This window comes from Runella defluvii (assembly GCF_014195535.1).
Lineage (GTDB): Bacteria > Bacteroidota > Bacteroidia > Cytophagales > Spirosomataceae > Runella > Runella defluvii.
The window spans coordinates 280,992-305,773 of the sequence record NZ_JACIBY010000002.1; the positions used below are offsets into that span (position 1 = coordinate 280,992).

Sequence of the window (24,782 nt, forward strand, 5' to 3'; positions counted from 1 at the left end):
GGTTGAGTATGTAGCTAAACTACATCAACCACCAACGACGAGCAATTCAAAACCAGAATTTGGTAGTATTAGGCATAATTCGGTCGCTTTATAGCCTCATTCCTAGTCTTTTTCGCAATTCTCGGTCGGGTTGGCGAGCTACCTCCAGTGTTTCGCCGTTAGTGAGAAACAACATACGCTCTTTGGGGTCATAGCTATTGACGTGCTTTAGGTTCACAATGTGGCTTTGATGAACCCGAAAAAAGTGAGGATTTTCCGTCAAAAATTCATAATAGCCTATCAGTTCCATTCCAATAATTTCTTTGCCTCCTTTGAGATAAATCATCGTAACGGTAGCCGCCGACTTTAAATACAGAATGTCATCGGGATTCACATTTTCCCATTTCCCTTTTGACGTACGGATAAAAAGGGGCGTATCGCTAAAATTTCGGGTTTTGACAAGGTTCATGAGTACTTCGTATTGAGCACGTAGCTGAACCACATTTTTGGCCTCGGCAAAAAGCGCAGCCCTTTCCACCGCCTCTACCAAAAGACGGTAGTCAATCGGTTTTTGGAGGCATTGCAAGGCAGCGTACTGCAGGGCCGAATACGCATAATTTTTCTCTTTGGCATGACCCGAAAAAAAAACCACCTGAAAAGAAAGCTCGTTTTCTTGTTTTAAGCGGTCCAATAAATTGAAGCTGGTTTCGTGGGCATGAAACTCTACGTCAAGCAATACCAAATCGGGCTGAAACTGCTTGATTGCAATGTAGGCGTCTTCCAACGTCAACGCCTCGGCTACGACCGCAACCTGCGGGCAATGGTCTTCCACGAGGTGACGAATGAGTTCCAGCTGTTCTTGGCTGTCTTCGGCAATGAGAGTGGTTAGTTTTTTCATAATCGGTCGTTCATTCGTATTGTTACGTGTGTTCCCCCCTCGGGACGGTCAATGGTGTGTATCTCAATGTAAAAACCAAGTTGGTTGAGTAATTGGACGCGATTTTTTACCAAATTTGTTCCTTCCGAACGGTGCGTCTGGTACGCATTGCGTCTTTTTTGCTCGGCCGCTTTGCGACCAATTCCATCGTCTTCGACTTCGCAGACCAACGTTTCGTCGACATCCAACCAAAACCGTATCCATACATTTCCTTTTCTTGAAAGCTCACCCAACACCCCGTGCTTGATGGCGTTTTCGACAAAAGGCTGAATCAATAGCGGAGGAATACGATAAAAATCAGGGCTGAGTGATGATGGAACTTCAATGAAAACATCAAAACGATCGCGGTATTGCAACTGCTCAAAATCGACGTACATCTGCAACAACTTAATCTCTTGCTCAAGGGTAATCATTCCTCGTTCCAGCGATTCGCGCGTTCCATCCAACGACAAAGAAGCCGACAAATAATTTCGCATCAAATCCCCTAACTTTACGATGTGTTCGTTGGCGCGGGCAGTCTCTTGTTTATAAACCAATCCCTGCAACGTATTGAGTACATTAAAGATAAAATGCGGGTGCATTTGGGCTTGAGCGGTCTGTACTTCAAGCACTTTGACCAGTTGCTCCGTTTTGGCGGCTTTCTCGGCTTGCTCTCGCGCCGCCCGCTTTTCGCGACGTACTTGTTGTTGATTTTTCCGATAAATCACCCCACCCACAGCCAATAAACCAATCATTGCCAAAGAAGCATAATACGGAAAATACGGCGAATCCCAAGGCCATACCCGTACCGAAAAACGCAGCGTGGCTTCTTGGCTTTTATTCGTACCAGTCCCTCCCGTACGCGACTTTACTCGTACTTTGTATGTTCCCGAAGCCAAATGCACGAGCGTTGCGACGGGCTCTTCTTGCCAAGCCGACCACTCGTCCATGAGTCCTTCAACGAGGTAACTGTACTGAGACACAAAAGGCTTATCCTCCCCTACCGATTCGAACTCTAAGCGTACATTTCCTTCGCCAAACGGCAGTGCAAAAACGCTATCCGATAAGAACTGTAGAAATGGCAACCGCCGACCATTCAGTTTACTGATGTAGGTACGAAGTGGTTCTGGTTTAAAATTGATTTTTTCGGGGTCAATCACCGACAAAGCCGCTCCTCCAGTGAGCCAGATTTGGCCCTTCGAGTCGCGGTAAAACCCATTTTGTCCTGGCTCAATTGCAACAAAACCGTTATGGTGATTAAAACATCGCAGCTCTATTTTTCGAGAAGCATACCATTTTTTTAAATTCAGGATGTACAAATTTCGTAACGACCCAATCAGTAAATAATCGGCATTGACTGGATAAATGGCATGTACAGGCTCTTTTAATTCGGGCGTAGATAAGCACCTAACGGTATCGCGTCGGTTATCCAAATAACAAAGCCCCTTGGTAAAAGTAGCGACCCAAAGCGTTTTTTTACGATCAAATTTCAAATCAAAAATCCCACGAGCTGCTAATTTTTGATTGTCGAATGAGTATTCTGTCCATTTTTCCTTGTCGCTATCGTACCTGCTGAGTATTCTTCCCCCTCCAAACCAATACACCCCTGCTTTTTCAAGTGCCATGCAGAGTACGTATGGTTTGATATTCATGCCGTTTTTAGCATTGAGTGTCTTCGTACGAAAGGGAGGTCTATTGTCAAAAATATGCACCGTTCCTTCCCCCCCTTGTAAAACTACGTTTCGGTCGGCATCCTCTAGCAACCCAAACGCAATCGAAGTCTTATTCGTTAGGGTGGGTCGTAAAAGTAGCTCCCACTTTTTTCCATCGTACCAAACGGCACCACTGCTATTTGGCAACCATAAATGCCCTAATTTATCCCGTAATGCCGCATAATACCACCCATCTTGTGAAGACGGACTATTGGTCACTTTCGCTGCTTTTAATTGGCTAATGATTTTTTCTGAATACCCTTTGACGTTTTCAAGTCGGTTTCCATCAAATTGTTGGATGGGATGTGCAAAGTTCAAAAACCACATTCTTTTTTGGGCATCTTCTACCACCGACCATGCGTAAGGCACCTCACTTTCTGGGAAATACTTAATGCCATTTTGGACAATAAACACAAGCCCTTTTTCGGTACCTATCCAAGTTCCGTACGTAGAATAGGTAATAGTATTGTGATTAAATTCATTGGGAAACACCTGTGTTACTTTTTGGCTTTTAGCCTCCAGCAAATACGTCTTACCTTCAAACGTAAATAGCCAGTCAAACGGAACAGGATGTAGTACTTTCCATTTTTTATCAACTATTTGCAAAAATGCTTGCCAATTATTAGATCCAAATTCGGTTAAAAACTGCTCGTTTTGTCCACCGAATTGACGATGAATCACTGCTTGCCCTCCGCGAGAACGCAACCACGAATCTACAATACTCACTTTTTGAGGCAATTGGTAAATGGGAGTAAGCTGCTGGGAAGTAATTGCTACCAAACCCAAAGAATCAATATTGGCGATTAGTGCCTTTTTGGGAGCATCATAGATAAGTCGAGATAGCCTTTTGTTTTTAAGTGAAGGCCAATTGGCAGCAACCAGCGAATCGTTGATGTTGGTATATAACTCTCCCGTGGCGGTATTCAAGCAAAAAAGGTGATTTGCGTTGTCAATACATACATTCGAATAGCTAGCCTCGTCTTGTTTAAGCGCAACAAAAGTTCTGCCATCAAATCGCGAAATCATCGCATTGGATTCTATATAGAGGTAACCATCCTTCGTTTCTACCAATTTTTGAACGATATTTCCTATCGTTTTACCATTGGGGGCAAATCGCTCAAAACGTTCTCCATCAAATTTACACAAACCGTATTTTGTCCCAATCCAAAGGTACCCTCTACTATCGCGAAGAGTCGCCATCACTTGCAGCTGCGACAGGCCGTCTTGGGGGGTATAATGGAGAATAGGATAGTGCTGCGCAATGCACATTGATACAACAGCACTAAAGAAAATGAGTAAAACGATGCGCATATAAAAACAAGTCCAAGTGCTTGGTTAGAGCAGCCTCATCATTAGCCATGCCTAACTCCCCTGAACTCGTTTTCCAATATAGTTTTTCTTAACTACATATTACAATTATAACCCATAATTTGGTCGATTCTCAAAAAATCAGGTTAAAAGCCTACTACCCTTGGGATTTCTTAAACCCATAAGGGCAATGGCGGCAGCCGTTTTTGCAGCAGTAACCCCGCTTGAGATGATACGCCGCCGTGAATACTATGAAACCGTTTTCGTCGGTATAATAATCTTCTTTCTCTAACCCATGACGGCCAGAGGTAATTATTGATTTTTGTGAAGAGGAAGGTTCGCGCACTTTTATAGATTTTTGGGCACAGTAGGTATGTAACCAATTGTGCCCAAAAATGTTTTCTACATTAACTCTACTTTAAACAATTCCTTGGATTTAATCCACACCCAGATGACGATAACCATTGTTAGGCTACCACCCAAAAGCACCGACGGGACTGTTCCCATTACTTTGGCAAGCACTCCTGACTCAAACGCCCCAATCTCGTTGGACGAACTCACAAAGACACTATTGACCGAAATAACACGCCCTCGCATGTGATCGGGCGGGACAACTTGCAAAATTGTTTGGCGAATGACGACGCTAATGGCATCAAACGCTCCCGTGAAAAACAACATCACGACCGATAACCAAAAGTGGGTTGAAACTGCAAAAACAAGCGTAGCTACCCCAAAACCTGCTACCGAAATAAGCATATTGCGCCATGCGTGCCGAGCGGGAGGAAAGTACGCCGTCATAAAAATCGTCAAGACTGCCCCTACCGACGGCGCAGCACGTAAGATTCCGAGCCCTTCGGCGCCTACTTTTAAAATGTCTTCGGCAAAAACGGGCAATATCGCAATTACTCCCCCAAATAGCACGGCTGCTAAATCGAGCGAAATGGAGTAGAGGAGAATTTTTTGTTGATATACAAATTGAATTCCTTCTTTGATGCTTTGCCACAAACTGACCGTTTCTTCTTCGCCAGCCTGCGGAATGGGCTTCTTGGAAATCAAAAGTAACATTCCCTGCGTGATGGCTAAAATCACGACCACAACCCACAATGTATTTATCAATCCCAAATAAGCGTATAAAAATCCAGCAACGCCTGGGCCTGCAATGGCGCCTACTTGCCAAAAAGTCCCGCTCCACGTAGCAGCGTTGGAATACACTTCGCGAGGGGTTAAAAAGGCTTTCATCGACGACACGGCGGGTGAATAAAACCCTTTGGCAAAACCAATAACCGCCAAAATACCATAAACTGTCAGTAACAACGACGTCTGCGAAAGGTGGTTGCGGTTTTCGGGGTTCATCAACGCAATGAGCCCCAAAGAGCAAACCAAAATCACCGATTGGCTGATTTGCATGATGGTGCGCTTGTCTTTGCGGTCGGCATAATGGCCACCAAACAAGGCCAACGAAATGTAAGGAATGGCTTCGGCCAGCCCAATAAAACCTAATGAGAGTGGGTCGTGGGTAATTTTGTACAATTCATACCCAATCACCACTTCCTGAATCAAAAGCGCTGCCGTAATGAGGCTATTGGTGGTTATCAGGTTGACAAACTCTGGATAACGCAGCGCGGCGTAGGGATCGGTGGAGATAGTTTTCAACGTAAATTTTTTGGTTGATTAAGAAACGTACTCAAAAACTCAACCCAATTTGAGCGGGTAAAGTTGCTTGGGGTACTAAAAAAAAGCCCCCATCGACGATGGGGGACTTGTCAAATAAATGAAGGGTGGGCTAATAATCAGCTAATTGAGAAATTTCTTTTACTTTGTCGGCGAGTTGCGCTACTTTGCCAATCACAATGATGGCGGGCGAGCCGATTCCCTCGGCTTGGGCTAGTTGAAGTATATTTCCGACTTTCCCAGTGACAATTTTTTCGTCGGGACGGCTGCCATTTTGGATGATAGCTACGGGCAAATTTATCTTTCCTAACTGTGCAAACGTCTCTACGATTTCGGGAAGTTTGTGCATTCCCATCAATACCACCACCGTAGCCGACGAACGCGCCGCCAACGACAAGTCGTTGGATAGGCTGTGGTCTTTGGTCGTGCCTGTAATCACCCAAAAACTCTCGCTCATACCTCGGGTCGTGAGCGGAATCCCCGCCAAAGCAGGCACTGCATAGCTACTCGAAATCCCTGGCACTACCTCTACAGTAATGCCATGACGCTCCGCATATTCGAGTTCTTCGTAGCCACGACCAAAAATGAACGAATCACCACCTTTGAGGCGTACCACATGACCGTATTGTTGGGCGTATTCGACAATCAGGTGATTAATAACGTCTTGGTTACAGCTGTGTTGGGCAAAACGTTTACCTACGTTGACAATCACGCAATCGGGTTTACAATACTCCAGCAGTTCGGTACTGGCTAAAGCGTCGTGTAACACTACGTCAGCGCTTTTGAGGGCTTTGATGCCTTTCAAGGTGATTAATTCGGGATCACCTGGGCCTGCTCCAATGAGGGTGACTTTCATAAAACTAACTGTCTTTTCCAAATTCTACCAACGCTAACGCTGGCTCTTCTACTTCTTCCAATTGTGCTTGACGCAGTTCGTTTACTTTGCTCAAAAACTGACCAGCAGCTTCCACAAACTGACGAGCGAAGGCTTCGCTTGGTTCGCTTTTGTTGATGCTAAATACCAACTCTTTGAAACCACCTTCGGTCAAATGACCAAATTCTGCGCCAAAGTGCTCGTCAAAGTCGCGGATAATGCCGTACTGTGTATTGGTAGGCACGCCTTTGCTCACAAGCATGGCTTTCGCACCCGTTACAAACACGTTGTATGAGTGATAAATAGCGTCGGCCCAAACAGCTTTTTCAAGGTTTTCGTAAGCCCAACCAAGTTTTTCTTGGGCTTCGATGAGCGTCGTACCCACCAAGTCCACCAACACACTGGCACATTCTCCTACTCCGACTTCCGTCTGGAAAGGCTCTTCGTGGTCCCAATCAATGTAGTCGCTTGGCGTAGCGGTTGTCAAATCGGCCAACGGCTTCAACATCGCGTAGAAATATTTGTTTCCTTGGCGGAGGTAGTAATCATTGTAATACTCGCCTTCAAACGAATTGGCTTCGTAGTCTTGCAACAACAAACGCAATGCCGCAGGGCCACGCTTAGTCGGCACTTTCACCACTTTATCGCCAATCATTCCTTCACCTACTCCGTTGAATCCACCACCCAACAACACTTGTAAGGCTGGCAATACGAGTTTCCCATTTTTAATGGAACTTCCGTGAAAACCGATATTGGCGGCGCTGTGCTGACCGCAGCCGTTCATACAACCGCTGATTTTGATTTTGATGTCGTTGTTGTAAATGATCTCAGGAAATTCTTCTTTCATCATAATTTCGAGCGCACGAGTGATGCCGTAGCTGCTCGAAATCGCCAAGTTACAGGTATCCGTTCCTGGGCAAGTGGTGATGTCGGCGGTGGTATCAAAACCAGGCTCGGCCAATCCCAAATCATTCAATTGTTGATAAACCGTCGCCAAATCTTCTGCTTTTACAAAACGAAGCAAGTAGCCTTGATTTACGGTAACGCGAATATCGTCGGCGGCGTATTGACGCACAATGTCGGCCAATTTACGCGCCGTTGACGAGTGCATATCACCCAACAAAACGCGGAGCTGCACGGCGTACCAGCCTTTTTGTTTTTGTTCAAAAACGTTGGTTTGAAGCCATTTTGTATAGGTATCATCGGTCGAAGCCGCGATTAGTTCTTCTTTTGTCACTCCACCTTCACGCGTCGAAGTGTATAAGTCCGAACTCGCAAAGTCGAGCCCTTCTGGAAGGTATTCTTTGTTTTTGATGGATGTCCACTCTTCATTTACCCGCTTCAAAAACTCCTCTAAACCGATGTCAGCCAAAAGGAATTTCATCCGCGCTTTGTGACGGCGCACGCGCTCTCCGTAACGGTCGAATACGCGAATAACTGCCTCAATGAACGGTATAACGAATTTTTCTTCCAAAAACTCGTGCGCAGGTTTTGCCAAAAGCGGCTGTGCGCCAAGGCCACCACCAATCAACACCCGAAAGCCTTTGACTTCCTCGCCTTGCTCATTGAGACGTACGAGTGGAATCAAACCCACATCGTGCATAAAAGCATAGGCCGAGTCTTTTTCGGAAGATGACACCGCAATTTTAAACTTACGCCCCATGTCTTGGCAGATTGGGTTGCGCAGAAAATATTCAAAAATGCCGTGGGTAATCGGGGTAATGTCAAACGGCTCCAACGGATCAATTCCCGCACGCGCAGAACCTGTTACGTTACGAACAGTGTTACCACAAGCTTCGCGTAGGGTTATTTGCGCATCTTCCAAATCTGCCCACAAAGCTGGCGAATCAGCCAACTTTACAAAGTGCAACTGAATGTCTTGACGCGTAGTGGCGTGGAGATTTCCTGTGGCATATTTGTCAGAACAATCGGCAATTCGCACCAACTGATCGGCAGTAATACGACCATAAGGAAGTTTGATACGAATCATTTGTACCCCCGTTTGGCGTTGACCATACACCCCTCTTGCAAGGCGGAATTTACGAAAAGCCTCTTCGGGTACGTTTCCGCCGCTAAAAAAGCTGATTTTGCTTTCTAACTCAAGAATATCGCGGCGCGCGGCTTCGCTTATGTTTGATGTGAATTGGATGTTTGACATATCTATTAACACTTAAACTCTATCGAGTTAATATTTTAATTTATAAATTTTTAAAGGGATTTTACTCCCTTTAAAATAAGGTTTCCCTTTATTGGTGATACAAAGTACGGGCTTGCCGTGTTAATTTCCTAATAATAAGCCCAAAAACAACGAATAGGCAATAACCAAAGGTTATGATTAAAACTTCACGAGGCGTTTTCGGTCGGCATAATCTCCCAATTGCAAATCAATGAAATAATCGCCCGCAGGGTAAGTCCGAACGTTGATTGGCTGCACAAACGCATCGGTGTTCTTTTCAAACTCGGCTCGCCACACTTCCGCACCTGTGATGCTCCGCAAGCGCAGGAGAACTTTTCCGCGCAATGAATTGGTAAATTTCACTTCCACCATGCCATCGGTTGGGTTAGGGCTCAGCGTTAGTTCTTTGTCTGGCAAGGTTTCACTGCCCAAAATTTGAACATTACGAACATAAATCGTGGCACTTGCCGAGTCACGACACACATCCGAGCCTGAGCCTTTCACTAAATACGTCAGTGTACGGGTTGGGCGGGCGGTTACTTGAGGCCCCAGCGTTGAGCTGAGTCCTTCCGACGGCGACCAATTGATTACCCCTGCTCCCCGTGCTTGTAAAATAACGGCTTCACCAGGATTAATAAATTGTGCCGATGCTTGTATCTGCACCGAAGGTTTCATCCCTACATCGGCAGTGATAGAATGAGCAATATTCAAACCTGTACGCACAATATAACGATCCCAGCTACCACTTGAATTTCGCTCCCAAGAAGTGGCGTTAAGCGATTCGCCATCGCGGGTAGTGACAAGGGCTACGGTATCTCCCGCCACGTAATCAAACTCTACTCCAATCAAGAATGCGAGGTTATTTTGGCTTAAAAGGTTGATATTTTGGTCAAAAACCACCTTGGTTTCTCGGTTGTTTTTCACATCGTCCAAAATTTTACGCAACGGAATTTCTTTAACTGTCAACTCCGAACCTGGCCCTCCTTGAAAACCGCGGGCATTCCATACTTTAACCCGTACGACGCTTTCCGTTTCGGTACTTTTTGCGGCCTTGGCTACGCCAAATTTCAGGGTTGCACCTCGTAAATTGGTGTAGCCAAGCGGGTTTGAGTACAACTCTGCTACTGCTTGGGTTCGACGGCTATTTTGTCCTGCAATATATCCCGTACCACCTGTTTGACGTAAGACAGTGCCTGTTCCAGAAAAATTGGTGACGGTAGCGCATAATCCCGCGTTTATTACTTCAACATATTCTGTTCGTACAAGTGGGGCTGACGTTCCAGCCGTGTTTGACACAGTGAGCGTTACCTTAAACTTACCCGCAGTCGTGTACGTTACCGTCGGATTTTGGCTCGTCGAAGTAGCGGGGTCACCTCCTTCAAACTCCCATTTCCAAGCGGTTGGAAAATTGGTAGAAAGATCCGTGAAACGTACTTGTCCACCTAGCAATACCGTACGGTTTTCAGCCACGAAATTGGGAATTGGACTCCCCGATATGAGTTGACCACAGACGTTAGAAGTAAGCAAACTTGCCCGACGCGGACTAACCTCCATGACCGTTCGCATCCGTGTCTTTTGGTCTTTTGTAAAAATATTAAAACAACCGTCGTCCGAATAATCCATGTAGTTTTCGACCATGTTTGCTCCTCCGCAACTGATACGTCCTTTTTGACAGCCACGGCTTTCTGACGCTTGGGTTGGGGTATCGGCACAAAAGTCATCTCCACAAGCGGCATCTCCCCAAATGTGGCGAAGGCCCAGCCAGTGACCTGTTTCGTGCGTAAGTGTTCTGCCGAGGTTATAAGGTGCTCTCAATAGAGAAAAGCTACCTTTTTGAGAATTTCCAAAATTAGCGTAGTTAATCACAACCCCATCGGTACTAGCCGCCCCACCACCCGATGGAATCCCCGACAGTCCCGAACTACTTGGAAACTGGGCATATCCCAACAAGTTATCGTCTTGTGCGGCAAAATCAAGCACCCAGATATTGTAATATTTGTTGGGATCCCACGAAGTAGTTGGCTTGAGCGACCCTTCAATGTCAGTACGTGCCCAACTTGTGCGATTTCCATTGACCCGATCAATACCAGCCTCCGTCATTCGTTGGCCGTTGGGGTTAAATTGGGCCATACAAAACTCAATTTCGATGTCGGCTCCACGGGCGTCATTATTAAAACCGTTGGTATTTACTCTTCGTCTAAAATCTTCATTAAGCGTCTCTATCTGCGACTGAATTTGCGCTTGGCTGATGTTTCTCCCCACTCCTACTGCTTCTCCGTTGTGAATCACGTGTACAACAACGGGGATGGTGATAATATCTGCCGCCCCTCTGCTAGATGCCATTTTGGACTTTAGCTCGACCATTTTGCGCTGTAAATCACGCTCAAAATCATCAAGGCTACCTTCGCTAGGGAATCGAAGTCGGCGTAGGCTGTCCATTTCCATGGTGGCACAGGGTTCGGGGCGCCGCTGTGCGTGGGCGGCAAAATTCGTTAGAATAGAAAGGGCAAAAATGTATAGTAACTGGCGCATAGTAATTGTACAAAATTGAGACGAGGCACTAAATTATTTCCCTGTGGATGTAAATTTAAAACGATAGCTCGCATCAACATCTCCGAAATAATACTCAAGAACCATGGTGTTTTCGGTCAATGTCTTTACGATAAACGGCAACTTAAAGCTGCCAAACAACCGAGGAATACCCATTTCGAGCGTTGCATTGGCGCTCGTCAATTGCCACACATCTGTGATGAGAATATCTGGCTCCGTGGTACGGCATTTGGTTGCCCCGTTGGTGTATTCCATTTTCTTTTCTGCGTTTGCATAAAACACAAACTGGTCGTCGAGTTGACAAGCCTCAAGGACATCGCTTCCTTTTAAATCATAAGGATCTTTTTCATCAACAATCGTAACCGCACTCAGCACCCACGTTTTCTTTTCAGTACCCGTGAGTAACTGAGAGTAAGTCAACGGCTTAGGGTCTAACTTTTCGGTACACCCACTTAGCGCACCTATGATTATACCGACGAAGGTAATAAGCATACTTTTTTTCATCTCTGTAAGGTGGTTATTGTGGGACGTAGTTTAATGGAATAATGACGTTTGTATCTTTTTTAGTGGCATAACTATATACCTTCATCTTAATATTCAGCGAGATTCGCTTATTGACAGGATTCCAAACCCCTGTTCCTGACAACGTATCATACCCACTGGCAAATTGCGGAATCACCTGCTGCGGAATGGTCAGGGTATTATTTCCGTTGTCAATAAAATCGAGGGTTGGTTTTTCGGCTTGGAAACCTACGGGTGCCTCCCAGTTAAAGAATTGTTGGAAACCTACCAATCCAACGTTAATGTTGGAAATGGTATAGCGTTTGCAATCCGTGCTTGAAATTTCAATATCGGCCAACTGATATGATTGGGTAGCGTTGACGGGCAATTGTCCCGTATAAAGCCCGTCCATCAAACAAGCATCCCGAATGGTGAACACCATTTTGTTGCCCATACCTCCTTTTCCAAAACCAACTTGTACTTTGTCGGCAGGCTTTACGGCCGTCAAAGCAAACTCAATGGTACTCGATTCGAGAATGTTATTGGCATTGTTGAGCAGATACAGGGTAATTTCACCAAAACTCTGGCCTACAGGAATAATCACTGTTCCTTTCGTCCCCTCGATGCGGTAATCTCTGCCTTCACGGGCAGTGCCACCTACCGTATAACTGATGTTGATTGACTCATTGAGTACTGCCCCGCCATTGTGTACTTTGATTTTGATGGCTTTGGAATAACTTTCCTTGAAACTGAGGGCAGTGTCATTAAAAACCACAAAATTCCCTCCTTGGTAGGTGATTCGTTCTTCTTCACAGCTCGCCAGCCATAGCCCCGCCGATACCATCAGAAAAACAAAAATGACTGATTTTATGATTGAATAGTTAGATTTCATTTTCAGATTTTTAATTTACTTTTTCGGTTTTACAGTTTACTGTTTCGGGTTTATCGTTTGCTGTTTCGGGTTTGCGGTTTGCTGTTTTGCCAATTTCAGTTTCGGGTTTGCCCTTTGCTATTTTGCCAATTTCAGTTTCGGGTTTATCGTTAATACGTTGTTTATTAAGTTTCTTTATAATTTACCCGCAGATTTTGGGTGATTAATTCGGCTAATGAGCTTATCTGCGCCAATCCGCGTTGAATTTTAATCTGCGTTTATCTGCGGGATAAAAAATATCATACTACTTTTCAAACAAGGTATTAATATTCTAAACTTCTAACCTCAAACAGGAAACATCAAACCTAATAACCAGGATTCTGCTGACCCGCCAAAGAGGGGTTTCGTTGAATTTCAGTTTGTGGTATTGGCCAAAGTTCATACTTGACGTTCCAATTGGTTGAAAAAGCCGACATCACTGCCTGCGCCCGCCCAGTACGTACAAGGTCGTACCAACGGTGCCCTTCAAAAGACAACTCATAAACCCGTTCACGCTCGATAATACTCAGCATCTCGCTTTGCGTAGCCGTCGTAATCAACGGAGGTTTTGCACTGTCGGCCAACCCGTCACCAGCGCGGGTACGTAACCTGTTAATGTCGGCGATGGCCCCCGTTGTACCCGTAATTTTCCCCTGCTGCGCACGAGCTTCAGCCCGAATCAAGTACATTTCTCCCAAACGGAATATGACAAAATTGCGGTTGCTTTCATCGGCAGTTCCATACTTACGGAGTGTCCAACCATTGTCATTGCCTTTTTGTTTGGTAAAATCAAATACAAGAGTTTGGCTGCGGTTTCCCGATTCCCTTGACAACAATGACACCACCACTTGGTTGGAAGGAACCACTTCTCGGCGACCTACAAAATAATTATTAATATCTCCCGAATAATCGTTGAGGGTATATCCAAATTCAAAGATAGACTCTTGGGTAAAATCTTTGGTTACCACGTCATTGTACGAAACCAGCGAATAATTGGTTGAATTAATGAGAAGTGTCGCATACGCTTCTGCTTGCGCCCAGTTTTTTTGGTAGAGATAATACCGAGCCAATGCAGCACGGGCGGCGTTTTTGGTGGCGTATCCTGCAAACACGTTACGGTCTTGCGGGTCGCCATCGGGCAAATCAGCAAGCGCCGCTTGCAAATCTTCCAGCGCCCAAGTCAAAATCTCCTCTTTGGAAGCGCGTGGGATGGTACGGTTGGTAGCTAATGTCGTTGAAGTGACTTTGGGAATACCTCCGAAAGTATGCGCACCAATAAAATTGGCATAGCCTCGTAAGAATTTTGCTTCTGCCGTCAGTGCCTTCGCATCAGCCGCTCGCACACTCGCAATGGTTGGAAGGCGCTCAAGCACAAAATTGGCCAAATAAATCGAGCGAAACACACTCCCCCACAAAGCCCCAACAACCCCGTTGGAAGGGGTAATTTGTTTGGTACCGAGTTCTCGGTAATCCGTAAAAGTTCCTAGGTGAATAATATTATCGGCCGTAAAATCGCCCGCTTGCACCGTAGGACTTCCAATGCTCCGTGCCGCCGAATACAACCCAATTCGTACCGAAGGCAAATCGCTGGCGGTAGTAAATACAATGTCATCAATCAGCAAATCAACGGCAGGTGGGTCAAGAACCACCGTGTTACAGGCCGACATCAAAGCTGTTAGAAGGAATGCGTATGATAAACGTTTCATAAAATTCGGAAGATTAAAGCTGGTTAGAAATTTACGGTTACCCCACCCACAATCGTTTTCACTTGCGGTAACGTAAAGAAGTCGATACCTTGGGCGGCCGTCGAGCCATCGAGCGTACTTACTTCTGGATCGGCACCCGTGTAGCGCGTCAACGTCCAGAGGTTTGTACCCGTGGCGTACAAGCGTACCGTGCCAAGCTTAATTTTGCTTGTCCACTTGGCTGGAACGGTGTAACCAATGGCCACGTTTTTAAGACGCAAATACGAGCCATCTTCCACAAGGCGGCTACTTGAGTAACTGTTGTAAGTATTGTTATACTCATAACGAGGCACGTCTGTAATGTCACCTGCTTTCTGCCAACGGCGCAACGATGCCCGCGTTTGGTTCACCCGTAGGTCTGTGCCTGGGTTAAGCAAAAACGAATTTCCGTAGTTCATCACACTATTTCCGTACGAAAATTGAAGGAAAGCACTGACATCAAAGCCATTCCAAGAGAATGTGTTTGTCAAGCCACCTATCAATTTGGGCTGGGCGTTTCCAATCACTTGGGCGTCGTCGGTTGTAATTCGGCCATCGCCATTAAAATCTTCGTACAAGGCATCACCAGTAGCCACGTCCACCCCAAGGTATTTAAGCCCCCAAAACGTACCAAGTGGCTCACCTACTTTGATGACATTGGTAGCCCCTACGCCTGCCGCTGAGAAACCACGGTATAGCGGTTGTTCTGAAGCCAGTGATACCACCTTGTTATCATTTCGCGAAACGTTCAAATCAGTTGTCCAACGAAATGCACCATCAAAATTGACCGAACGTAAGGTAAACTCAAGCCCTCGGTTTGAGATGCTACCGATGTTCCCTTGAAGCGAGCCAAAGCCCGTAGTTGCAGGTAGTGGTTCGGCAAACAAAAGCGCATCGGTCAGGTTGTCATACACTTCGGCCGTGAAACTCAAGCGGCCTTTCCAAAACGCCACGTCCAAACCAATATTGGCTTCCCGTGTCCGTTCCCATTGCAAGTTAGGGTTACTAAGGCTGTTAGGCCCTACTCCTGAGGAACCGTTGTAAGTAGTGGCATCCCATGTTCCTAAAAATTGGTAGTTTCCGATGCGTTCGTTCCCTGTATATCCATAACTCGCCCGAAGTTTAATGTCTTCGATAAAGTCCACATCTTTCAAAAAGTTTTCCTCTTTCAAACGCCATCCTACCGAAGCCGATGGGAAGAAACCAAATTTGCGGTCTTGTCCAAAACGAGACGAACCATCGTAGCGAGCGGTGGCGCTAAACAAATATTTGTTTTTGTAATCGTATTTTATTTCTCCAAAACCAGATACTAAACCATTTTGAGTAAAAAACGAACTACCTGCATCTACTACCCCAGCGGATGAAATATAGGTAAACTCATCGCGAGGGAAAACACGTCCTTGCACTCCAGAGGTAAGACCTTGCGAATGCAGAAGCTCCCCTCCCACCAATCCACTAATGTGGTGATCTTCCGAAATGCTGGTGTTGTAGGTCAAAATGGTTGAATTTAAGAAGGTTGCCAACGAAGACGTTCCATACGCCCCGTATCCTTGTCCACCTACAGAAGGTAGGCTTCCGTAAAAAGTGCCAGTCGGGTTGTAGGTATCTTCTTGCGAACCGTTGTAATCCATGCTAAACTTGGTACGAAGGCGGAGGTTTGGCATGAAAGCATATTCGGCATTTACACCGCCCAAAAACTTAATCCCGTACGTCAACTGACGCGGCAACAATGCCTCGGCCACGGGATTACCGTTGGGGAAGCCTTGGTAGTTGGGGTCGTTGGGGGTATAAAGTTTTGATTGTTCGTTGAAAGGGGCATAATACGGTAAGCTACGAAGTGCCGAACCATAGACCCCATCCACGGCATTGTCGCTAAACACACGGCGGTTTTTGGTACTCCCAATGCTTAGGTTCAGTCCAAATGAAAGTTTAGGAGACGCCTTATGATCGAGGTTAAAAGAACCCGTATAGCGCGCAAAGCGGTTGTTGAGCTGCACCCCTTCTTCGTCGCGGTAGCTACCACTCAAATAAAAGCGCGTACGGTCGTTGCCTCCCGAAGTAGAAAGTTGGTATTGTTGATAAATCCCTTTACGAAGTACTTCATCGACCCAATTGGTATTAACCGCATCCGTTACACCAGGAATCAAGCCAAGGGCGTCGGGATCAACCATGTCCTGAAAGCGCGTTTGTTTGGCGTTAAAATTGGCTACCGCTTCACGTTGAAGGGTCAAAATTTCGCTGGAGCTTAACAAATCTAGCCGCTTAACCACGTCCGAAACCCCACGCTGTACATCAAATGTAATATTGGTTTTTTGGTTGGCCTTGCCGCGTTTTGTCGTAATTAATACCACGCCATTGGCTCCTCTTGCGCCATAAATTGCCTTAGCTGAGGCGTCTTTAAGAACTTGAATGGACTCAACATCGCTGGTGTTAAAAGCCGAAATCGCGTTATCTTGCTGGCCTCCATAGCTAAATTGTGATACGGCTCCGTCATACACTGGAATGCCATCGACAATCATCAACGGGCGGTTGGAAGCATTGATTGAGGTATTCCCACGGATAACAACCTTGACCCCGCCCCCAGGTGTTCCAGACGCAGCCGATACGCGAACCCCCGCCGCTTGTCCTTGTAAGGCTTGGTCAATCCCCGAAACAGGCAAGTTTTTGAGGCGATCTCCTTTTACGGTTGTCATGGCACTAATGACATCCTTTTGTTGGGTGGTTGTGTAACCTGTCACCACGACTTCGTTAAGTTGGGTAGGGCTTTCGAGAAGTTCGACGTTGATGATGGTTCGGTTCGTGACCACCACCTCTTGACTTAGCATTCCGACAAACGAAAAAGCTAACGTTACTTTACCGTCGGGCACTACAATCCGATAACTACCCTCGGCATCTGTCGAAACCCCCGTGGTAGCGCCTTTGAGGGTAACGTTTACGCCTGGCAAAGGCTGCGCGTCGGTAGCAGAAGTGACCTTACCCGTTATCGTACGATTTTGGGCCCAGAGTGCTCCATAGAAGCCCAAGGTCATGCTTAGAATGAAGAAAGACTTGCGTAACAATTGATTCATGTAAACGTATTTTATAAATCAGGCGTTTCGGAAAAAAATTAGCTATTAGGTTAGAAAAAATATACGAATTGGGCTAATTGTCGGCGTTTTTGCGGCTAGACAAACAAAGCTACTTTCAGTAAACAACTGATAATCAACAAAGTTTATCTAAAAACAAGCACCATCTTCGCTACGTGGCTTAGTTGCTGGCGAAAAGTTAGACAAAAAAGTCAGGCAAAAACAGGCTTATCCAAATTATTTGTACTTTTAAGAACGAAAGATTCTACTGAATGTTTTGCAAAGTACTGTATCTAATTTTGGGATAATTAACGACGGCTTTAAGATGGTTTGGTCAAAGTTGCTTTTATTCATATCGTTCTATCTTTGTGGGTTAGCAGCTCATTCTCAGGGGCGTTTGTTCGTTTTTTATGATACCGAGTGTCCAATTTGCCAAAAAACGACCAAACGATTACAAGAAATGTACGATAAATATGGCCAAAACGTTGCGTTTACGGCCGTTTTTTCCACCAAGTCTCTTAAAAAGTCGGAAGTAAAAGCTTTTGCCAACGAATACCAATTTACATTGCCCTTCGTAATAGACCGAAAACATAAGCTGGTCGAACGGTATGACGCACGCACTACCCCCGAGGTTGTATTACTAAATGCACAAGGCCAAGAAGTGTATCGCGGGGCGGTTGACAACCAATTTTTTGGACTTGGGAAATACCGTCCTAAAACCACCGAATTTTATCTCCAAAATGCACTTGAAGCGCTTGTTTCAGGAAAACCTATCGTACCTGCTCGCACCGAAGCCGTAGGCTGCCTCATTAACCGTAAAAAAAGTAGCTGAAAGTTTTAGCCCCCGATACGCTGATAAAAAGGGACAACTTTGCACCTTTGCAGGGATTTTATAAACCATTCTTTCTGCTATGTCTATCATTAAAGTAGCCGCAGGCACCATCAACACCACTCCTTTAGCGTGGGAATCGAATCGTAAACACATCGTAAGTGCGATTGAAGACGCTCGCCGACAAGAGATTAGCTTGCTTTGCTTGCCCGAATTATGTATTACAGGCTACGGCTGCGACGATGCTTTTTACAGTGCAAATACCCTCACGCAGGCCATCGAAAGTTTGCACGAAATCGTTGCGCATACGGCTGGTATCGCCGTGGCAGTGGGACTTCCTTTGCGGTTTAATAACAAATTATATAACACAGCGTGTTTGATTGTCAACAAACGTATTCTTGGTTTTGCGGCAAAACAACACTTGCCCAACTACGGGCTTTTTTACGAAGACCGTTGGTTTCATCGTTGGCCTGCGGGCTTACGCGACGAGGTCAAAGTCGGTGATTTTCAATACCCTATTGGCGATTTGATTTTTGACTTATCGGGAATTCGGGTAGGTTTTGAAATTTGTGAAGATGCGTGGGTAGCTCAGCGCCCAGGCCGTTTGCACTTTGACCGAGGCGTTGACATCATCCTCAACCCTAGTGCCAGCCCCTTTGCTTTCCAAAAATTCATGACCCGCGAGCGGCTCGTTATTGACGGCTCTCGCTCGTTTTCGTGTAGTTATGTTTATACCAACTTACTGGGCAACGAAGCTGGCCGCCTTCTTTTTGACGGCGATGCCATGATTGCCAGCGATGGTACGTTGTTGGCTTCTAGCCCACGGTTTGGCTATGCCGATTATTACATTACTTCGGCGGTCATTGATACGGATGTCACCCGACTTTCTCATTCGCAAATAAAATCGCCCGTTGCTGGCGGCAATTGGAAAGTGACCGACACCTTCCAGTGGCACGAAGTAGCACCTGCGTATCAAGCGGCAGAACTAGAGCCTTTTGAACGAGGCGGGTATTTAAAGGAAGAGGAGTTTGCGCGGGCAGTATGCTTGGCGTTGTTCGATTATTTGCGCAAATCCCGTTCGTATGGTTTTACAGTATCGCTTTCAGGCGGGGCTGATTCTTGTGCTTGCGTGGCATTGTGTGGTTTGATGATTCGTTTGGCCGATGAAAGTATTGGGCTCGAAGCGTTCAAACAAAAACTGGGGCATATCAAAAAAATTCAACAAGAAACAACCGTAGAGGGTATTGCCAAACAGTTGATTCATAGTATTTATCAAGGAACAGAAAACAGTTCTACCGATACCTACGAATCGGCGGCAAGTTTGGCACAGTCGATAGGCGCGACTTTCCACAACATTAATATAAATGGACTTGTAGAAACGTACAAAGGGCTTATTGAAGAGCAAATTGGTCGTGACCTTACGTGGGAGCAAGACGATATTCCGTTGCAAAATATCCAAGCGAGGGTACGTGCCCCGAGCGTGTGGCTGTTGGCTAACTTGTACGGACACTTGTTGTTAGCAACTTCCAACCGTTCTGAAGTTGCCGTGGGGTATTGCACCATGGATGGAGATACGGCGGGGAGCATTAGCCCTATTGCGGGGATTGATAAATATTGGCTTCGTCAGTGGTTAGTGTGGCTCGAAACCATTGGTTGCCACGTCAAAGGGCATCATATCAAAGTGAAAGGTTTGCAAAAAGTAAACAGCTTGCAACCCACGGCCGAATTGCGTCCGAAAGAACGAATGCAAACCGACGAGAAAGACCTGATGCCTTACGAAGTGTTGGATGCGATTGAGGAAGTAGCGATTCGAGACAAGAAGTCACCCGTTGACTGTTTCCGTAGCATGGAAGTTCGTTTTGCCGAAAAGTATTCTCGCGAAACGTTGTATGCGTCGGTGGACCGTTTCTTCAAATTATGGAGTCGAAATCAATGGAAACGAGAACGCTATGCCCCAGGATTCCACCTCGACGATTACAACCTCGACCCGCGCGCTTGGTGCCGTTTCCCGATTCTTTCGGGAGGGTTTGAGAAAGAACTCGAAGAGCTTAAAACCTATTTTGAAGGGAAGAATGCCAAAGCTCGTAAGGGGAAAATTGGGTTTTAGAAGAGGAGGATACAACATGAAGCCGCAGTGATTTTATAAACACATAGAAAATAGTAGGCGGTCTTTTGTGTGCTATGTAAAAATTCTATCTGGACTATGTGTTTACCTTTTCCTAGTTACTTAAAAAGTTGCGTATCCTCCTTTTTTAACACATAGAACATATGAGAATAAACACATAGAAAACAAAGAATGTAACCGAATGGGCCTTTAACTCTGTAACGAATACTGATACTACAATATGCAAACCCGCCTTACTCCAGCCCGAAAGCGAATTGCGCTTGTGGCACACGATAACAAAAAAGCCGAACTCATTGAATGGGCGGTGTACAACAAAGCCACGCTAGCACGCCATCAGTTATTTGGTACGGGCACGACGGGTCGCCTGCTCGAAGATGCCCTCGATGTCCACGTAACGCGCCTACTTAGTGGGCCGCTTGGGGGTGACCAGCAGATTGGGGCAATGATTGCAGAGGGGCGCTTGGATGTGCTTATTTTTTTCTGGGATCCTATGTCGGCTCAGCCGCACGACCCCGACATCAAAGCGCTTTTGCGTTTAGGAGTACTTTGGAATATTCCCATGGCTTGCGACCGCATCACGGCCGACTACGTTCTTACCTCTCCTCTTATGTACCAAGAATATGAAACCAACTTGCCCGACTACGACTCCTATCTTAAACGTAAGGTTTGAGGTACGGACGGAATTGGGTACTTTTGCCACAAATAGCTATTACTATGAAAATTTTGGTTCTTGATAATTACGACTCTTTCACCTACAACTTGGTGTATATCCTTCGTGAGTTGCACGATGACGTGGAAGTGCACCGCAATGATAAAATTGCCCTGGAAGATGTCGCCAACTATGATAAAATTCTTCTTTCACCTGGCCCTGGCATTCCGTCAGAAGCAGGAATTTTACAAGATTTAGTGCGCACTTATGCCCCTACAAAGAGCATCATGGGGGTATGCTTAGGGCATCAAGGCATTGGGGAGGTATTTGGGGCAAGCCTTAACAATATGTCGGATGTCCTTCATGGCATTAGTGATAAGGCCATTGTCACAGATGCCAATGAGCCTTTGTTCAAGGGGCTTCCATCGTCGTTTCAAGTAGGGCGCTACCACTCATGGACGGTGGTGGGCGAAACCGTACCTGATACCATGACCATCACGGCCGTGGATGAAAATGGCCAAGTAATGGCACTTCGTCACAATACGTACGATGTGCGTGGGGTACAGTTTCACCCTGAGTCGGTGCTAACGGAGCACGGAAAACAAATGCTACAAAATTGGCTTGCTATTTAATCGTATGACTATTGATCAACTGTTCGATTCTTTTAACCAACTACGCGTACTGATTGTAGGAGATGTGATGTTGGATGCCTACGTGTGGGGAAAAGTAGAACGAATCTCGCCCGAAGCACCCGTTCCTGTGGTCGTGGCCCAACGCCGCGAATACCGTTTGGGAGGGGCAGGGAATGTAATTTTGAATATACACGCACTCGGCGCTGAGCCCATTATTTGCTCAGTAGTGGGTCAAGATACAGAAGGGCAAAATTTAGTGGGCGAATTGACAAAACGTCAGTTGCGTACCGACGGAATCTTACAAAGCCCCGACCGCATCACGACCATCAAAGAACGTATCATTGCGGGTTCGCAGCAGGTGGTTCGAGTGGACACCGAAACCGACAAGGTGATTACACTGGAAGAACAAGCGCAGCTGATTGAGAAAGCCAAAGCGTTGTTGCCCGAATGCCACGTTGTGCTTTTTGAAGATTACGACAAAGGAGTTTTGTGCCCCAATGTCATCAAAGAAATTACGGATGCGGCCAACTTATTAGGGATTCCAACGGTGGTTGACCCTAAAAAGCGCAATTTCTTGGCCTACCAAAACGTCACTTTGTTCAAACCGAATCTAAAGGAGCTGAAAGAAGGGCTGAAAGTAGAGTTTGATGTACGCAACGAAGACGAACTGAAAGCTGTCGTGAAAAAATTACGCTACGAACTCAACGCCAAAGGAGCATTTGTAACCCTCTCGGAGCGAGGCGTGTATATTGATTATTTGGATAAACAACACCGCAGCCCAGCACACCAACGCGAAATCGCGGACGTGTCGGGGGCAGGAGATACTGTTATTAGTATTGCAGCTTGTGCGGTGGCATTGGGGGTTGCCCCAGCGACAGTGGCGGAACTTTCCAACCTAGGTGGTGGACTCGTTTGCGAACACGTGGGGGTAGTACCGATTGATAAAGAAATACTGAAAGCGGAGGCGAAGAAGAGTTTAGGGTAGAGAAAGTGTTCCCCGCTGATTAACGCAGAATTTAAAGGCGCAGATGAACGCAGATAGTCAACTTCAGCGAAAATCAGCGTTTTTCTAATCTGCGAATCTCTGCGGGTAAAAATTGAGAAAACAGTAAAGTTTAATATACTCAGAACGGAAGTTATTCATGCACATAAAAATCGGAACACGTGGAAGCCGTTTAGCCCTTTGGCAAGCGTATTACGTCGAAAAATCACTTCAACAGGGAGGGCTTTCGACGGAGATTATCATCATTGAAACCAAAGGAGACCAAATCCTTGACCGCTCGCTTTCCAAAATCGGAAGTAAAGGGGTTTTTACCCAAGAACTTGAAGACCAGCTTCGCGACGGTCGCATTGACATTGCCGTTCATAGTGCCAAAGACTTGCAGTCAGAGCTGGACGAAGACCTGGAACTGATTGCTTTTACCGAGCGTGAACGCGTAAACGATGTGCTTGTAAGCCACAACACAACGCTTTCATTAAAAAGTGGAGAGACATTTGTGGTGGGGACTTCTTCGACGCGTCGAGTGGCGATGTTGAAACATTTTTATCCCCACATCAAAACGGTGGATATGCGTGGAAACCTCCAAACGCGTCTTCGTAAGCTGGAAGAAGGGCAGTGTGATGCCATTTTGCTCGCCTATGCAGGCGTACACCGTATGGAATACGACTCGTTGATTTGTGAACACTTGCAGCTTGATGAATTTACACCTGCGGTGGGACAAGGAAGCGTGGCTATCGAATGCAGCTCTACCATTGCCCCAGAAAAAAAAGAAAAACTACGAGCGCTACTCAACCACCCCGCGACCGAAGCCTCTCTCTTGGCCGAACGTGCCTTTTTGAGACGTTTGCAAGGCGGTTGTAGTGTGCCTGTATTTGGACTAGCAACGCACCAAGCAAAAGGTTTGGGTATCACAGGAGGAGTCGTGAGTCTGGATGGGCAAACCTTGCTGAAACATACCGTAACGGGAGATACTTCAGCCCCAGAAGCAATAGGCGGCGAATTAGCCGAAAAACTATTGGCCGAAGGGGCGGCTGAGATTTTAGCCCAAATAAAACAGAATTTATAAACAGAAAATGAGGTTTAGACCTTCCAAGTTTTTGAAACTTGGAAGGTCTAAATAGAAATAAAACTTGGAAGATCTGGCACCAAACCAATATGAAAGCAACCCTCAACCACCTACTGAACTACCAAACGCTCGACGAACCAACGGCTTACCAGACGCTTTTGGGCATTGGCCGTGGAGAATTTAATGCTTCTCAAATTGCCAGCTTCCTAACCGTTTTTGCGCTTAGAGGCATTACAGTAGAAGAGCTAACTGGCTTTCGTAAGGCCATGCTCGATTTACTTCTTCCCGTCGATTTCTCGGAGTTTAATGCGATGGACGTTTGCGGTACGGGGGGGGATGGAAAGGATACGTTCAATGTCTCGACGCTTTCGGCTTTTGTCGTAGCAGGAACGGGGCAGAAAGTGGCTAAACAGGGTAATCACGGCGTGTCGTCGGCAGTAGGGTCATCGACGGTATTGGAGTATTTGGGCATCAAGTTCACCAACGACGTTGATTATCTCCGTCGGAAAATGGAAACAGCGGGCATTTGTTATTTACACGCGCCGCTCTTTCATCCTGCCATGAAAAACGTCGCTCCCATTCGTAAAGAGTTGGGGATAAAAACATTTTTCAACATGCTGGGGCCGATGATTAACCCGAGTTTCACACCTAAACAAATGGTGGGGGTTTTTAGCCTTGAATTAGCGCGTCTTTACGCCTATCTTTATCAGCAGTCGGACATGAAATACTTGATTGTTCATTCGTTGGATGGCTACGATGAAGTATCATTGACGGGTGACTTTAAGATTATTACGGCACAAAATGAGCAGATTCTCGTGCCAGCCGACTTAGGACTAAAGACGCTGAAACCTGAAGACCTCTTCGGAGGGGAAACATTGGCAGATTCGGCAGCGATATTTCTGAATGTACTAAATGATGAAGCAACAGTCGCCCAAAAAGAAGCTGTATTGGCCAACGCAGGTTTGGCGCTTTTTGCTGCTGATTCTACTTTGTCACTCACTGACGCCGTAGCCATGGCCCGAGAGTCGTTGGAAAGCAAGCGAGCGCTGGCGGCGTTCAAAACGTTGATTGAAGAGTAGGTAGCGTGCTTTGGGT

Annotated in this window: 18 protein-coding genes; 7 read left to right on the forward strand and 11 right to left on the reverse strand. The window is 46.1% G+C overall.

Annotated features, from left to right (window positions below; genetic code table 11):
• Positions 1–88: 88 nt before the first annotated feature.
• The 11 genes from FHS57_RS05910 to FHS57_RS05960 form a co-directional block, all read right to left on the reverse strand.
• Positions 89–877, reverse strand: coding sequence for a LytR/AlgR family response regulator transcription factor (locus FHS57_RS05910; protein WP_183971966.1), 789 nt, complete (start codon positions 875–877; stop codon positions 89–91).
• A complete protein-coding gene (locus tag FHS57_RS05915) occupies positions 874–3,918 on the reverse strand; it encodes a sensor histidine kinase (protein ID WP_183971967.1) in 3,045 nt (1,014 codons plus the stop codon). The genes FHS57_RS05910 and FHS57_RS05915 overlap by 4 nt, the downstream gene beginning before the upstream one ends.
• 154 nt (positions 3,919–4,072) lie before the next feature.
• Positions 4,073–4,261 (reverse strand): C1orf53 family protein, encoded by a 189-nt coding sequence (locus FHS57_RS32060; protein WP_310586974.1) that lies wholly within the window; start codon positions 4,259–4,261, stop codon positions 4,073–4,075.
• Between the two features lie 56 nt (positions 4,262–4,317).
• Positions 4,318–5,568 (reverse strand): MFS transporter, encoded by a 1,251-nt coding sequence (locus tag FHS57_RS05925; RefSeq protein ID WP_183971968.1) that lies wholly within the window; start codon positions 5,566–5,568, stop codon positions 4,318–4,320.
• A 130-nt stretch (positions 5,569–5,698) separates the two neighbouring features.
• Positions 5,699–6,442 carry a uroporphyrinogen-III C-methyltransferase gene (cobA, locus tag FHS57_RS05930; protein ID WP_183971969.1) on the reverse strand — a complete coding sequence of 248 codons (744 nt, stop codon included), beginning with the start codon at positions 6,440–6,442 and terminating at the stop codon, positions 5,699–5,701.
• Between the two features lie 4 nt (positions 6,443–6,446).
• Positions 6,447–8,618 carry a ferredoxin-like domain-containing protein gene (locus FHS57_RS05935; RefSeq protein ID WP_183971970.1) on the reverse strand — a complete coding sequence of 724 codons (2,172 nt, stop codon included), beginning with the start codon at positions 8,616–8,618 and terminating at the stop codon, positions 6,447–6,449.
• 177 nt (positions 8,619–8,795) lie between these two features.
• Positions 8,796–11,168 (reverse strand): M43 family zinc metalloprotease, encoded by a 2,373-nt coding sequence (locus FHS57_RS05940; RefSeq protein WP_183971971.1) that lies wholly within the window; start codon positions 11,166–11,168, stop codon positions 8,796–8,798.
• Between the two features lie 33 nt (positions 11,169–11,201).
• On the reverse strand, positions 11,202–11,690 hold the full coding sequence (locus FHS57_RS05945) for a hypothetical protein (protein WP_183971972.1): 489 nt from the start codon (positions 11,688–11,690) through the stop codon (positions 11,202–11,204).
• A gap of 13 nt (positions 11,691–11,703) precedes the next feature.
• Positions 11,704–12,579: a hypothetical protein gene (locus tag FHS57_RS05950; RefSeq protein WP_183971973.1), complete on the reverse strand. Its 876-nt coding sequence runs from the start codon at positions 12,577–12,579 to the stop codon at positions 11,704–11,706.
• A 344-nt stretch (positions 12,580–12,923) separates the two neighbouring features.
• Complete coding sequence (locus tag FHS57_RS05955; protein WP_183971974.1) at positions 12,924–14,303, reverse strand: RagB/SusD family nutrient uptake outer membrane protein; 1,380 nt, start codon at positions 14,301–14,303, stop codon at positions 12,924–12,926.
• A gap of 23 nt (positions 14,304–14,326) precedes the next feature.
• Positions 14,327–17,389 (reverse strand): SusC/RagA family TonB-linked outer membrane protein, encoded by a 3,063-nt coding sequence (locus FHS57_RS05960; RefSeq protein WP_183971975.1) that lies wholly within the window; start codon positions 17,387–17,389, stop codon positions 14,327–14,329.
• 322 nt (positions 17,390–17,711) lie between these two features.
• Here FHS57_RS05960 and FHS57_RS05965 point away from each other — a divergent pair, with 322 nt between their 5' ends.
• The 7 genes from FHS57_RS05965 (at position 17,712) to trpD (ending at position 24,766) form a co-directional block, all read left to right on the forward strand.
• A complete protein-coding gene (locus FHS57_RS05965; protein WP_229601269.1) occupies positions 17,712–18,218 on the forward strand; it encodes a thioredoxin fold domain-containing protein in 507 nt (168 codons plus the stop codon).
• Between the two features lie 79 nt (positions 18,219–18,297).
• Positions 18,298–20,322, forward strand: a complete 2,025-nt coding sequence (gene nadE / locus FHS57_RS05970) for an NAD(+) synthase (protein WP_183971977.1) — start codon at positions 18,298–18,300, stop codon at positions 20,320–20,322.
• Positions 20,323–20,560: 238 nt separating this feature from the next.
• Positions 20,561–21,010, forward strand: coding sequence for a methylglyoxal synthase (locus FHS57_RS05975; RefSeq protein WP_183971978.1), 450 nt, complete (start codon positions 20,561–20,563; stop codon positions 21,008–21,010).
• A 44-nt stretch (positions 21,011–21,054) separates the two neighbouring features.
• Entirely contained in the window at positions 21,055–21,621 is a 567-nt protein-coding gene (locus FHS57_RS05980; RefSeq protein WP_028524277.1) for an anthranilate synthase component II, read from the forward strand.
• A gap of 4 nt (positions 21,622–21,625) precedes the next feature.
• Positions 21,626–22,606: a bifunctional heptose 7-phosphate kinase/heptose 1-phosphate adenyltransferase gene (locus tag FHS57_RS05985; protein WP_183971979.1), complete on the forward strand. Its 981-nt coding sequence runs from the start codon at positions 21,626–21,628 to the stop codon at positions 22,604–22,606.
• Positions 22,607–22,763: 157 nt separating this feature from the next.
• Positions 22,764–23,687 carry a hydroxymethylbilane synthase gene (hemC, locus tag FHS57_RS05990; protein ID WP_183971980.1) on the forward strand — a complete coding sequence of 308 codons (924 nt, stop codon included), beginning with the start codon at positions 22,764–22,766 and terminating at the stop codon, positions 23,685–23,687.
• A gap of 89 nt (positions 23,688–23,776) precedes the next feature.
• Complete coding sequence (gene trpD / locus FHS57_RS05995; protein ID WP_183971981.1) at positions 23,777–24,766, forward strand: anthranilate phosphoribosyltransferase; 990 nt, start codon at positions 23,777–23,779, stop codon at positions 24,764–24,766.
• Positions 24,767–24,782: the final 16 nt, after the last annotated feature.